The sequence below is a fragment of the Bacillus sp. SG20033 genome (assembly GCF_044570195.1).
GTDB lineage: Bacteria > Bacillota > Bacilli > Bacillales > Bacillaceae > Bacillus > Bacillus subtilis.
Window position 1 is genome coordinate 3,479,269 of the sequence record NZ_CP172606.1, and the last position, 14,049, is coordinate 3,493,317.

At 45.6% G+C, this 14,049-nt stretch carries 8 protein-coding genes and 1 pseudogene; 1 reads left to right on the forward strand and 8 read right to left on the reverse strand.

Annotation, left to right across the window (positions count from 1 at the left end; all coding sequences use genetic code 11):
* Positions 1–185: 185 nt before the first annotated feature.
* The 3 genes and pseudogenes from cysI to helD form a co-directional block, all read right to left on the reverse strand.
* Positions 186–1,901, reverse strand: coding sequence for an assimilatory sulfite reductase (NADPH) hemoprotein subunit (gene cysI / locus ACFVP7_RS18400; protein ID WP_021480597.1), 1,716 nt, complete (start codon positions 1,899–1,901; stop codon positions 186–188).
* A 25-nt stretch (positions 1,902–1,926) separates the two neighbouring features.
* Positions 1,927–3,743: pseudogene (locus ACFVP7_RS18405) on the reverse strand (assimilatory sulfite reductase (NADPH) flavoprotein subunit).
* 170 nt (positions 3,744–3,913) lie between these two features.
* Positions 3,914–6,238 (reverse strand): DNA helicase IV, encoded by a 2,325-nt coding sequence (helD, locus tag ACFVP7_RS18410; RefSeq protein ID WP_338730901.1) that lies wholly within the window; start codon positions 6,236–6,238, stop codon positions 3,914–3,916.
* A 577-nt stretch (positions 6,239–6,815) separates the two neighbouring features.
* Here helD and ACFVP7_RS18415 point away from each other — a divergent pair.
* The gene (locus ACFVP7_RS18415) at positions 6,816–7,250 is read left to right on the forward strand and encodes a hypothetical protein (protein ID WP_014477979.1); all 435 of its coding nucleotides are present in this window, start codon (positions 6,816–6,818) and stop codon (positions 7,248–7,250) included.
* A gap of 109 nt (positions 7,251–7,359) precedes the next feature.
* On the opposite strand, the gene ACFVP7_RS18420 is transcribed toward ACFVP7_RS18415, so the two are convergent.
* The 5 genes from ACFVP7_RS18420 to copA all read right to left on the reverse strand — a co-directional run bounded on the left by ACFVP7_RS18420 (position 7,360) and on the right by copA (position 14,046).
* A complete protein-coding gene (locus ACFVP7_RS18420) occupies positions 7,360–7,971 on the reverse strand; it encodes a trimeric intracellular cation channel family protein (protein WP_003228419.1) in 612 nt (203 codons plus the stop codon).
* A 185-nt stretch (positions 7,972–8,156) separates the two neighbouring features.
* A complete protein-coding gene (locus tag ACFVP7_RS18425) occupies positions 8,157–8,573 on the reverse strand; it encodes a disulfide oxidoreductase (RefSeq protein ID WP_003228417.1) in 417 nt (138 codons plus the stop codon).
* A gap of 4 nt (positions 8,574–8,577) precedes the next feature.
* On the reverse strand, positions 8,578–9,246 hold the full coding sequence (gene bdbD, locus ACFVP7_RS18430; RefSeq protein ID WP_003228414.1) for a disulfide bond formation protein BdbD: 669 nt from the start codon (positions 9,244–9,246) through the stop codon (positions 8,578–8,580).
* A gap of 119 nt (positions 9,247–9,365) precedes the next feature.
* Entirely contained in the window at positions 9,366–11,474 is a 2,109-nt protein-coding gene (locus ACFVP7_RS18435; protein WP_338730906.1) for a heavy metal translocating P-type ATPase, read from the reverse strand.
* Between the two features lie 160 nt (positions 11,475–11,634).
* Complete coding sequence (gene copA / locus ACFVP7_RS18440) at positions 11,635–14,046, reverse strand: copper-exporting P-type ATPase CopA (RefSeq protein ID WP_169037691.1); 2,412 nt, start codon at positions 14,044–14,046, stop codon at positions 11,635–11,637.
* Between the last annotated feature and the right edge of the window lie 3 nt (positions 14,047–14,049).

Below are 14,049 nucleotides of genomic sequence, written 5' to 3' on the forward strand. Positions count from 1 at the left end.
GAGCTAGGGTGGCCTTGCATACGCTATGTGGTTTCGCAGGAGTTCTCTCCACACTTGTCTTCTTTTATAGTACCCTTTTTAGGGTATTTTTTCTCATGATATGCTCATAGTGAACTTTTTTGCAGCAGAGCAAATTACAGAAAAAAGAGACAGGAAGCTATTCCCTGTCTCTCTTCTTAGTTTTCTCAATCATGAAAATTCGTACCGTCAGTTGTTGCTTTAATAATGCCCGCACGGATGACAAAGTCACCGAAATGCTCGCCTTCCTCGCGTTCTTTCGCATAGCGGGAAAGAAGGACACGCAGCTCGCTTAAAATGTCTGCTTCACCGATGTTTTCACGGTACATTTTGCTTAAACGGCTTCCGTCAAACGCAGCGCCAAGATACATATTATATTTGCCCGGCGCCTTTCCGATAAATCCGATCTCACCGAGTGCATGACGTGCACAGCCGTTCGGACACCCTGTCATACGAATGGTGATTTCCTGATCACGAAGGCCGTTTTCGTCAATAATCTCTTCAATCTTATCTAACAGGGTCGGCAAATAACGTTCTGCTTCGGCCATTGCCAATCCGCAGGTCGGAAGAGCGACGCATGCCATCGAGCTGCGGCGAAGCGCTGAATAATGCTTGCCGTCAGTTAATCCGTATTGTTCAATTAAAGCACTGATTTCTTCTTTTTTATCGCTTGAAACGTTCGCAATCATTAAGTTCTGATTGGCCGTCAGCCGGAACTCGCCTGTATGAACTTTGGCGATTTCCCGCAAGCCTGTCATCAGTTTATAGTCATCGTAATCTGTTACACGGCCGCCTTCGACAAACAGCGTGAAATGCCATTTATCCTCGATGCCTTCCACCCAGCCGTAGCGGTCGCCGTTATGATCGAAATGATACGGCTTGGCTTCTTCCAGGCTCCAGCCGAGACGGTTTTCCAATTCTTCTTTTACGTTTTCTAAACCGAGGCGGTCAACTGTGTATTTGAACCGCGCATTTTTACGGACAGAACGGTTGCCGTAATCACGCTGAATCGTAATCGTTTTTTCAGCAACGTCATACATTTGCTCAGGCCGGCAGAATCCGATCACCTTGGCTAATTGCGGATATGTCGCAGTATCGCCATGCGTCATTCCCATACCGCCGCCGATTGCCACGTTAAAACCGATCAGCTTGCCATCCTCGACAATCGCAATGAATCCGAGATCTTGTGAAAAAACGTCAATATCATTAGACGGCGGAACGGCAATACCGATTTTAAACTTCCGCGGCAGATAGAGCGGTCCGTACATTGGCTCGACTTCTTCCTCCGGCGTGCCGGCAACTCTTTCCTCATCAAGCCAAATTTCATGATATGCTCTCGTCCGCGGCAGCAGATCATCACTTAATTTTTTAGACCACTCGTATACCTCTGAGTGGATTTCAGATTGATAAGGGTTTGATGCGCACATGACGTTACGGTTTACGTCTCCGCAGGCTGCGATCGTATCCAAAAGTGCTGAGTGGATCGTCTGAATGGTTTTCTTCATGTTCCATTTCAGAATCCCGTGCATTTGGAACGTTTCACGTGTCGTCAATTTTAAAGTGCCGTTCCCGTATTTCTGGGACAGGTCATCCATGACAAGCCATTGTTCAGGCGTCGAGACGCCCCCTGGCATACGCACGCGCAGCATGAACTGATATGCGGGCTCAAGCTTCTGCTTTTGGCGTTCATTTCGGAGGTCGCGGTCATCCTGCAAATAACTGCCGTGGTGTTTCATCAGGCGGTTGTCATCATCCGGAATTCCGGCACTGATTCGATCGAGCATCACTTCTTTCAGTGTGCCGCGCAAATAATCACTTTCTTTTTTAATGCGTTCAACATCACTTGGAGAGCCGTCCGGTGCTTTTAAAATTTTGGTCACCATGTTGAAAAACTCCTTTCAAGTCAAATCAATATACATCACGCTGATAGCGTTTTTGCTGCTGCATATCGGCAAGATAAGCCTCCGCTTCTTCGCGGCTCATATTGCCTTCTTTTTCGATAATTTCAAGTAATGTGTTATGGACGTCATGCGCCATGTGCTTTTCATCTCCGCAAATGTAAACAGCCGCTCCTTCTTGAAGCCATTCAAACAATTCTGCGCTCTGTTCAAGCATGCGGTGCTGCACATATACTTTTTCTTCCGTATCACGTGAGAACGCCACATCCATTTTTGTCAGCACACCGTCTTTGAGCCAATTATGCCACTCTGTCTGGTAAAGGAAATCCGTGACAAAGTGCTGATCGCCAAAGAACATCCATGCCTTTCCTTCCGCTCCCGTCTCCTCACGCTCCTGCATAAAGGAACGGAAAGGTGCGACGCCTGTCCCAGGGCCCACCATGATAATCGGTGTTTCAGGGTCTTTCGGAAGCTTAAAGTTTTGATTGTGCTGTACATAAACCGGCAGTGTGTCTCCCGGCTGCAGTCGTTCCGCGCACAAAATCGAGCAGACGCCTTTTCGTTCACGGCCGTGCGCATCGTAGCGGACTGCGCCGATTGTTAAATGCACTTCATCCGGATTTGCGGATAAACTGCTTGCAATCGAATAAAGGCGGGCAGGCATTTTTCGCAATATCGAGACAAACTCCTGCGCAGATACACTAAATGGGCCATAGTCACGGACGAGATCAAGCAAATCGCGCCCTTCAATATAGGCTTTTACATTCTCCTCATTTCCCGGGCTAAAAGCTCTCTAAGCTCATCGTTCCCTGTCAGCTGGGCTGCCTGTTCAAGAAGCGGTTTTGTGAGAACGGTAATCTCATAGTGAGAAATCAGCGCTTCTTTCAGCGGACGGACATCACCTTGCTTATTAAGCGTCACAATTTCTTCCGGGTCCCAATTCATTTCCTTAAGGAGCAGCTCGACAAGTTCCGGATCGTTTTCCGGATAGACGCCGAGGCTGTCACCAGGCTCGTAAGTCAGGCCAGATCCTTCAAGAGACAGCTCCACATGGCGTGTTTCTTTATTTGATCCTCTGCCGTTTAAATTTAAATTTTCTAACACTTCAGCCCGAAACGGGTTTGTTCTGGAATACGAAGACTCACCGGTTTGAGACGCAGCCGCCGGCGCAGGCGCGGCGCTTCCGCCCCCAGCTTCATTTAATCCCTTCAATACATCCTCAAGCCATTCGGCTGCCGGTTCATCATAGTCAAGATCGCAATCAACGCGCGGAGAAATCCGTTTTCCGCCGAGTTCTTCTAAGCGCTGATCAAATTCTTTCCCTGTCTGGCAGAAAAATTCGTACGAACTGTCACCAAGCGCCAAAACGGAAAAGCGCAGATCTTCAAGCTTAGGCGCCCGTCTTCCGTGCAGAAATTCGTGAAACGACAGCGCGTTATCAGGCGGCTCACCTTCTCCATGCGTACTGACGACGATTAAAAGATTGTTTACTTTCTTCAGCTGATTCGGCTTAAAATCGCTCATGGATGAGACGGTCACTTGAAAACCGCTCTGTTCAAGCTGCTTGCCGGCATTTTCTGCAAGCCCCTGTGCGTTTCCCGTCTGTGAACCATAAAGAACGGTCACTTCTTTTGAAACGGCCGGTGCCGGTGCTTCCGCAGACACAGCTGCCGCCGGCGTACCCGCAGCTTCTTGGGCGGAAACAGATTGAGCGGATAAATATCCGCTCAGCCAGATTTTCTGGGATTCGGTCAAGGTCGGCAGAAGGCGGTTAAGGAGCTCTGCCTGCTCCTGATTAAACGGACTGTTCATTACCTGAAGTTGCAACGTATCCACCTCACAAAGTTATAAACTGATCGAAAATTGCATCTAATTGAACTTTACCGGAATACTAGGCTTAAGTAAAATATATTTACATGATGATAACTATTAAGAATCCTAATGATAAAACGGCTATGCTTCATGTAAATAGAAAAAAGAGAAGGACTCCCTTCTCTTCATTCAGCAATCTGATATAAGTGAGGCGGCACAGCGGTTACAAACGGACTGGCTTCACCTGTATAAAATACCGCCAGCATGTGCATCGCACGGGTGCACGCAGTATATAAAAGCCTACGGTCGTGCTCTGTATGATAGTGTTCTTCAGATGCATCATAGACAAGCACTGCGTCAAATTCAATTCCCTTCGCTAAATACACCGGAATCACGCAAACACCCTTTTGGAATGGTTGATTTTCTTTATGAATCAGGCGAACATCTGTATATTCACTCATGTGGGCGTGTGCCTGTATGCATTGCTGCGCTGTCTTGCAGATGACGGCTATTGTTTCGTGCCCTTTTTTCTTGAGCCGGCCAATTTCTTGCGCGAGCTTTTGGCAAAGGCTCTCATGTCCTTCAGTTTTGACAACGAGCGGCATTTCCCCGCTTCTATTAAACGGCTCAATATCCGCTCCATCTTGAAGCATCGCTTTGGTAAACTCGACAATCTGCCTTGTTGATCTGTATGTTCTCTTTAAACGAACATACTCAGCAGGCTCATCCTCAAAGCACGCATCCATACGCTGATCCCCATGTATGGTATGCGCGTAGATGGACTGATTGATATCACCAAGCACTGTCATGCTGGCAGCCGGAAAAATACTTCTCATGTAAGCCATCTGAAACGGTGAATAGTCCTGGGCTTCGTCAATAAATAGATGTTTGATCTTCGTATTTTTCTTTCTGCCCTCAATCAGATCCTGCATATAAAGAAACGGTGCCGCGTCCTCATAGAGCAATTTATTATCCGTAAATGCCGAACGGGTCAGCTCACCTATCACGGCCATCTTCTCATGCTGAAATTTCCCTCCCCAGCCAGAAAACAATTGCAAATACAGCTGTGAAACATCAAGAAATGCAAGGAGCCTGACTGCCTGCTTGAGCGGTTTGAAAGCTTTTTTCACAATGATGGCGGCAAGCAGCTGCTGCTCTCTTTGATAATCGTTAAACGTACTCTCGCTGAACCGTTTCCTTTCTTGCAGTTTTTTGTACACGTCCAGGTAGTCCTCTTTGTCAAGCAGCTCAGCTTCATGAACGACCCAATCCTTTCGCCGTTCCTTTTTCTCAAGCTTGTTAAGCTCACTCAGCAGCCACTTCGCGGTTTGCTCCATCCGATTCGGAATGGAGTGATTTTGTTCCAATGAGTAAAAATAGGATTGAATTTGCTCCTTTGTGATCAGCTTTTGTCCGCGGAATATAATATTTTTAAAAATCATCCCTTCAGAGGAAAGCCGTGTGACGTATTCATTAATGAATTGCTGAAAGGATAAACCCGCCTTCCATGTGATTCCCGCAAGCCTTGTTGGAAAATCGCCTCCCTTTGTTTCGGTCAGGCAATATTCGAGCTGATCAAAGGGGCTTTCACATTTGAACTTGCGGCCAAGACGATGCTCGATATATTCCTGAAACGTCGCCTGCTCCATATTCTCTTCTCCTAACTCCGGCAAAACAGAGGAGACATAGCTGTTAAATAAGAAGTTGGGAGAAAACAAAACGATTTGTCCGGCATCAATGACGCCACGTTGCCTGTATAACAAATAAGCGACACGCTGAAGCGCAGCCGATGTTTTCCCGCTGCCAGCCGCTCCCTGCACGATCAGGATCTTGCTTTTTTCATTACGGATAATCTGATTTTGTTCTTTCTGAATCGTAGACACGATGTTTTTCATTTGGGTATCGGAGTGATGGCTTAATACCTCTTGCAGCATTTCATCACCAATCGTCATATCGGTATTAAACATCGCCTTGAGAGTGCCGTTTTTGATCATAAACTGGCGTTTCAGCACCATTTCCCCTTCTATCGTTTCACCGGGCACCTCGTACTCCGCTTTACCTGGGGAATAATTGTAGTACAAACTTGATATCGGCGCCCTCCAGTCATAAATCAGAAAGTGTTCCTCCTTCTCATCCAAACAGGAAGCTAAACCGATATAAATTCGCTCTGCCTGCTCCTCGCCGTTTTCAATAAAATCAATCCGGCCGAAATAAGGCGATTTTTTTAATTGATGAATTCGTTTGAGCTGCTGATCCATGCGCCGATGATTGTGTTCCCGATCAGACAGCAGCTCTGCCTGCTGCTTAATGCTTGCCATCGTTTCAATCGCTTCATGGGCATCATCAAAATTAACCTTAACATCCTCCCAAAAGCTTTTTCTTAATCCGATGATATCATGCTTCAACCCGCCCGCAGACGTTTCCAGAAACCGCTCTTTTTTTTCGAGCTCCTGCAGCACCTCATCTATTCTCGACTGCTCTTCCTTCCATTCCTTATCCTGCTGATTCATGAACGGCACCTCCAGAAAATAGTTGACAAACATAGATGAAATACTGTAAAATATAATTGGATACATATATCGAATGTATGACGAAACTGGCAAATACAATTTATCTTAGCACATTCACCTAATACCAATCAAGGTTTGGGTTATTTATATGCAGAAAAAACCGATTTCAACTCGAAATCGGTTTTTTCTCTTATGATTTCACATTGATCACTGTTGGAGGTGCTTTTCTTAGGTTGCGAATCTTCTCTTTCATCAGTATCGATTCCTTATTCCATTCAATCTTCGATATAATATTTCTTTTTCATTTTAAAAACACCGCAGAGCTTTACCGTGTTTGTCTGTTCATCTAACGTGAAGAATGACTAAACTGGCTGTTATTGTCATCTTCCATAAAGCAACTACATCCTTGCTATCGTATCTATAGTCGCAGTAAAATAGTCATTTTTCATCCAATTTCGACATATTTCAACAAATTGAAGTTTTTCATTTGGGAGAATAGGACGATGTTACATTCTTTCTCTCGGTTTATGATATAAACATGAAGAAAGAACCAGAATTAGTTAGGAGGAAATACTCAGTGAAGAAAAAGCTATCTATGATGTTGCTGGCATTCGTCGTAGCCGTAACAAGTTTTACGGCAATTGACCTAGTAAACAACAAAGCGGAAGCTAAAGATTGGGTTAAAAAAGGTCAAATATGGAGTACTCATTACCATTCGGGCTCATTTAAAAACTATACTTACTCGCCAACATTTCAGATTTATTATCCAGGACGAGGAACTTGGGCCAACATGACAGCAAACGGATCAGGCAGCGGGAAAATTACAGCAACTCTGCAACAAAAGACAAATAAAGGCTGGAAAAATGTTAAAACTTTTTATGCAACGAAAAAAGGCTCTACAAATTTAAGTTACAAACAAGCTTCTAAAAGCTACAAAACAAAATACAGATTCAAATTCACTAACACAGGAACTAAAAAAACCATCAGCTATACCTTTTGGGCTACCTATTAATTTCAAATAGCTTTGCTCTGCGCGGTCAGCATTCGAAAAGGACTTTTTATTTGATCCAGGCAGGCTACCATAAAAGAAACCTCTCCATGACGGAGAGGTTTCTTTTATTTTACTGACTATCTAAGCGAAAAGAACGGTTTGGCAGCTTCCAATTAAACATATAGGAACAAACCCGGCAAACAACGAGCACGAAAAACAGAACGTACAAGCCGAACGAGTTTCCCAGCCAGCCCAAGCCGACGATTAAACCGCCGAGAGCCGCCCAGACTGCATAAATTTCTGCCTTCAGCACAAGCGGTTTGCGCCCGGCAAGAAGGTCGCGGATGATTCCGCCCCCGCTTCCCGTCAGCACCGCAGCCACGATCACGGCACTAAGCGGATGGCCCATTTTGACAGCATACAGTGCGCCTTGGATAGCAAAGGCAGCGAGGCCGATCGCATCTGATAAATTGCCCCACTTATTCCAATGCTTCAGCAGCAGCTTCGGAAACAGAAACACAATTGTAATAGATAAAAGCGCGATTTGAAAGTACGCTCCCTGCTCCCATAGCGCTGACACCGGAACACCGATCAGCAAATTGCGGATCGCTCCTCCTCCAAAAGCGGTGACAATCCCTAATATATAAACTCCTAAAATATCATATTCCTCTTCCATCGCAACAATTGCGCCGCTGACTGCAAACGCAATGATGCCAATCACACTGAGCAGCTCCCAAGCCATTCTGATGACTCCCTTTTATGTTTGTTAAATTTTCTGACGACCTCTAGATTTTATAATCGCTCAAGCGTAAAATCAATAACATTTTTATGAGAAAAAAAGATAAATTTAGAGGGAATGCCGCATTGATGAATGGCATGAGTTTGCGAAATTAAAAAAGCGCCCGGCATACGCGGGCGCTTTTTTTGTTATTCAGATTTTTCGCCTTTCAGCAGGCACATAAAAATGATAATCAGGATAAAAGCAATCAGGGCCAGGAATGGAATCGTAATAAAACCAAACCAGTTAATATATTGGCCCGAGCACGGCACGCCGCTGACACATGGCTTAATGCCGCTAAAGCCGGGCACTTTTTGCTCTAAGTAATGCATGATCGAAATGAATGCCCCTATAATCGCCATCGGGAGCACATATTTTTTCACTCGTGTGTCCCCTTGAAAGGTGGCGATGCCTAAAATCAGGACGAGCGGATACATGAGGATACGCTGGTACCAGCACAGTTCACATGGAATAAACTTTCTGATTTCACTGAAATACAGGCTGCCCAGCATAGCGATAAGAGCTACAACCCAAGAAGCATATAAAAATACGATTCTATTTTTCATATCGTTACTTCCCTTTCAGCTCTTTTTCTATTGTCTCTTTGATTTCATCATAATCCGCAAAATTTTTGATCACTTTATCATTGACGTAAATCGTCGGTGTTGCCTGTATGTTCATTTTTTGATTAAGGTCAGAATCCTTTTCCACTTGAGAAGCGAATGTTTCCTTATCAAGATTTTCCTTGAGCGTCTCAGGTTTTATCTTTGTGGTGCTTTTTGCAAGATCACCAAGGAGGCCTGGGGTTACCCATTCCTGTTCCGTATCCGGCTGTTTTTCGAACAGCTTTTCATGGAAATCCCAGAAAGAGTCAGGGTCTTCCTTCCATACTTCTTCAGATGCAAGAGCCGCTAACCTTGAACCTTTTCCATGGAACATGACGTTCACGAAAGAAAATTTCACATCGCCCTTATCAATAAAGTCTTTTTGTATTTTTGGAAAGATGTCACTGTTAAACACCTTGCAAGACGGACATTTGTAATCTCCGAATTCTACTACAGTTACCGGTGCATCGTCCTTGCCAAGCACAGGCTGCCCTTTGATAGACGGCTGCCCGGACACCGCATCATTACCTTGTTCCGTTTTGTTATTAATGATGACAATGGCTGCTAGCAATACAACAACCACAACCGTAAGGATGACCGCGAATTTCGCAGAAGACTGCTGTTTCTTTTTCACTCCGACACCTCATCGTTTTAAAATTAAAAAAGAAGCGGATCGCAATTGACCCACTTCTTTATTTTAACAAGACAAGCGCTGATAAGAAAACCCCGAAAAAATGAATTCTCTCCGACAATTTATTTGTTTTTGAGACGCATGACGCGCATGGCGTTCGCCACAGCAAGCAGTGTAACGCCGACATCTGAGAAAACCGCTTCCCACATGGTCGCAATTCCAAATGCACCAAGAATGAGAAAGATCGCTTTCACACCTAAAGCAAAGCCGATGTTTTGCCACACGATTCGCCGTGTCCGTTTCGCAATCCGAATCGCTTCCGCTATTTTTGACGGCTGATCTGTCATCAGCACGATGTCTGCGGCTTCTACTGCGGCGTCTGAGCCAAGGCCTCCCATCGCGATCCCTATATCTGCGCGGGCAAGCACCGGCGTATCATTGATGCCGTCACCGACAAAAATGAGTTTTTCATTAGGTGAAAGCTTAGCTTCCAATGCTTCGACCTGCGCGACTTTATCTTGCGGCAGCAGCTCTGCATATACCTCACCAATCCCAAGCTGTTTTCCGACGGCTTCTCCCGTTTGTTTCGAATCACCCGTCAGCATAGCTGTCTGTTTGATCCCAAGCGACTTCAGATCAGCAACCGCTTGTGCTGCGTCTTCCTTTATCTCATCCGCTATGATGATTGCTCCGGCATAGCGTTGATCAACAGCAACGTGTACGATTGTTCCAGCATTTTCATCCGGGACATCCTCAATTTGTTCTCTTTCCATGAGCTTTTTATTCCCAGCAAGGATCTCAGTTCCATTTACCTTTGCAAAAATGCCGTGACCGGAGATTTCTTCGTATGACTCAATCTCATCGGAGGAAAGCATTTTCCCGTAAGCTTTACGCACAGATTCAGCAATCGGATGCTGTGAATGAAGCTCAGCGTATGCCGCCGCTTCAAGTAATCTATCCTTTGTAAAACCTTCCGCGGGTTTGATTTCTGTCACTTCAAAGCTTCCTTTTGTTAGTGTTCCCGTTTTATCAAACACCGCGTATTTGACTTGATTCAAAGCTTCTAAATAATTGCTTCCCTTTACAAGCACTCCGGCCTTTGAGGCCGCTCCGATTCCGCCGAAGAAACCGAGCGGAATGGAGACAACAAGCGCACAAGGACAAGAAATCACTAAAAAGATAAGCGCGCGGTACACCCAATCGGAAAGCGCGGCGCCAGAAAGAACAAGCGGCGGAACAAAGGCCAGCAATACCGCGATGATCACAACAGCAGGTGTATAATACTTGGCAAACTTCGTGATAAAGTTTTCTGTCCGGGCTTTACGGCTGCTCGCATTCTGAACCAAGTCTAATATTTTTGATACTGCTGATTCCTGATAGCCCTTTGTGACTTCAATATGCAGAACGCCGTTTTGATTGATAAAGCCTGACATTACATCTTGTCCTTCCGCAGCTTTTCTCGGAACGGACTCACCTGTTAAAGCAGATGTATCAACCATCGCTGACCCTTGCACGACCTTACCGTCCAGGGGTATGCTTTCTCCCGGATTAACCACAATGATGTCTCCTGTCTGAACGTCCTCCGGGGAAACCTGTTCGATGCCGTTCTTTGTTTTGAGATTGGCGTAATCAGGCCGTATGTCCATTAACGCACTAATTGATTTTCTGGAACGGCTGACCGCGGCACCTTGAAAAAGCTCACCGATTTGATAAAACAGCATAACGGCGACGCCCTCAGGGTATTGCTGAATCAGAAAGGCGCCGATTGTAGCAAGAGCCATTAAGAAATGCTCATCAAACACCTGACCGCGGATGATGTTTTTGGCTGCGCGGATCATAATGTCACCGCCAATGATCAAATAAGCAGCGAGGAAAAGGAAAAGTTCAATGGTTCCCGAATGAACCAAATATGCCGCTGCGCCGAGAATGACAGCCGCCGCCATTCTGATCAGCATATTGACCATTCGATTACGATAACCATCATCAGCTGATTTCTTTGTATGCTTTTGGCGAACCGTTACATGCGGATCAATTGATTTCACTTTTTTCTCTACTTTATTCGTGACCCATTGCTCTTCTTTCCCATCGGCTGAGACAGTTAAGGTGCTTGCCGCAAAATTTACCGCGCATCCGTCAATGCCTTTTATGCCTTTGACTCCATTTTCGATTTTTTGGGCACAATTGCTGCAATCCAAACCGTCCAGAACGTATTCCTGTTTCACTAGTCTCACCTTACCTTCCGATTTAGGGTTCCCTCTTCAAAGCGTATCAATGAGTATTGCATTCATTTTAATATATATGAGCATATACTCATATATAAGTTACACCTATTATATGTTGTTTTCCAAGAAAGTGTCAATGAAAAACAAAAACCGGCATATAGCCGGTTTTTCATTTTACTTTTTGCAGACGAAGTGCATTCAGAACAACGGAAACGGAGCTGAATGCCATTGCTGCTCCTGCTATCCACGGTGCTAAAAATCCAAGTGCTGCGATTGGGATGCCGAGGCTGTTATAGCCAAGCGCCCAGAATAAATTTTGTTTAATGTTTTTCATTGTCAATCTGCTCATGCGGATTGCGTCGGCAATACTGTTCAGATCGCCGCGAATCAGTGTAATGTCTGCTGTTTCCATGGCAATGTCCGTGCCAGTTCCAATCGCCATGCCGATGTCAGCTGTGGCAAGCGCCGGCGCATCGTTAATTCCGTCGCCTACCATTGCTGTCTGGCGGCCTTCTTTTTGCAAGCGGGCAATTTCTGCTGCCTTTTGTTCAGGAAGGACTTCCGCAATGATATTCGTAATTCCCGCTTCCTTCGCAATGGCTTCTGCGGTTCTGCGATTGTCTCCTGTCATCATGATGACATCAAGGCCCAACTCTTTCAGACGGGCAACAGCCTTCCGTGACGTATCCTTAATCGTATCTGCAACCGCTACTAGCCCCGCTGCTTCTCCATCAATGGATACAAGCATAACTGTTTTCCCTTCGGCCTCTAGCTCTTCCATTTGGGCGAGAAGAGCCCCATGCTCAACCTGTTCGCTCTCCATTAATTTTCTTGTGCCGACGAGAATGCTTTTTCCTCCGGCTTCAGCCAAAATGCCTGCGCCGACTTTTGCTTCAAAGCGGGTAAGCTTCGGTATCTCAAGCCCTTTTACTTTCACGCCAGCCACAATTGCTTCGCCAAGCGGATGCTCTGACCCCGTTTCGGCTGCCGCTGCAAATTGAAGCAAATCTTTTTCTTCAAAACAGCCGAATGGAATGGCATCCGTCAGACGCGGCTTTCCGTTTGTCACGGTTCCGGTTTTATCAAGAACAATGGTATCGAGACGATGTGTTTTTTCTAAATGCTCGCCGCCTTTAAATAAAATCCCGAATTCAGCAGCGCGTCCAGATCCAGCCATTATGCTTGTCGGAGTGGCAAGACCGAGGGCGCAAGGACAGGCAATGACAAGAACCGCAATGAACTTGCTGATCGCTTCAGCAAAATCGCCAGGAGCCGCCCAAAGGTACCAAATGAGAAAAGTGAGAACGGCAATCCCCAATACAATGGGCACAAAAATGCCTGAAATCTGGTCAGCGAGACGCTGGATCGGCGCTTTTGACCCTTGTGCTTCCTCAACAATTTTGATGATATGAGAAAGCGCAGTATCCTTTCCGACGTTGACAGCTTTAATTTTCAGAAAGCCGTTTGCGTTAACGGTTGAACCTGTCACGCTGTCACCAGGATTTTTGTCAACAGGAAGACTTTCTCCTGTAATCATCGATTCGTCAACCGCTGAACGGCCTACAACCACTTCTCCGTCGACAGGAATTCGTTCGCCAGGTTTGACGTAAACAATGTCATTAACAAGCACTTCGTCGATCGGGATGATTTGCTCCTGTCCGTCTCTTACAACAGTAGCTGTTTTCGCTTGAAGCTTCATCAGCTTTTTAATCGCATCCGAGGAACGGCCTTTTGCTTTTGTTTCAAACAACTTGCCTAATAAAATCAGCGTCAGCAAAATCGCGCTTGTTTCATAGTAAAGGCCGTCTGTATGCCCGTGAGAGCCAAGGCTTTGAAAAGTAAGATAAAGACTATAAGCGTAAGCAGCCGTCGTACCGAGGGCGACCAATACATCCATATTGGCGCTTTTATTTCTGAGCGCCTTATACGCACCCACATAAAACGGCCAGCCGATCAGAAACTGGACTGGTGTCGCCAGCGCAAATTGCATCCACGGATTGAGAAATATATCCGGTACCCAAATGAATGATGTAAATGTAAAATGGCTCACCATCGCCCAAAGCAATGGAAATGACAGGACAGCTGAAAAAATCAGTCTCGCCGTTTGCTTCCGTTCTTCTTTCTTTTTACTAGCAGCAGCCTCACTGTCCTGTTCACCCTTCAACTTTAGCTTATATCCAAGCTTATCTACCGCTTCTTTCAAATCGCCGACAGACGCTTCTTTTGGATTGTATTCAACCGTAACTGTTTCTAAAGCGAAGTTTACTGGTGCGTTTGCGACGCCTTCTATTTTGTTAAGCCGTTTTTCAATCCGATTGGCGCAAGCCGCACAGGTCATGCCCTCAATATCGAATTCAGCTTTTTCTGTAACGACGTGATAGCCCAGCTTCTCTATTTTTTCCTGAATCGCTGCAGTCCCTGTTTCAGCAGGATCGTAGATTACATTTGATGTTTCCGTTGCCAGATTAACATTTGCATCCGTGACACCGGGCATCCGCTTCAGGCCTTTTTCAATTCTGGCAGCACATGCCGCACAGGTCATACCAGAGACCTGCATCGCAATTTCCTTTTGTTCACTCAACAT

Excerpts from the sequence above, each read along its gene's own strand:
- cysI (WP_021480597.1), bottom strand. The coding sequence starts at position 1,901 with ATGGTGACCAAAATTTTAAAAGCACCGGACGGCTCTCCAAGTGATGTT.
- helD (WP_338730901.1), bottom strand. The coding sequence starts at position 6,238 with ATGAATCAGCAGGATAAGGAATGGAAGGAAGAGCAGTCGAGAATAGAT.
- ACFVP7_RS18420 (WP_003228419.1), bottom strand. The coding sequence starts at position 7,971 with ATGGCTTGGGAGCTGCTCAGTGTGATTGGCATCATTGCGTTTGCAGTC.
- ACFVP7_RS18425 (WP_003228417.1), bottom strand. The coding sequence starts at position 8,573 with ATGAAAAATAGAATCGTATTTTTATATGCTTCTTGGGTTGTAGCTCTT.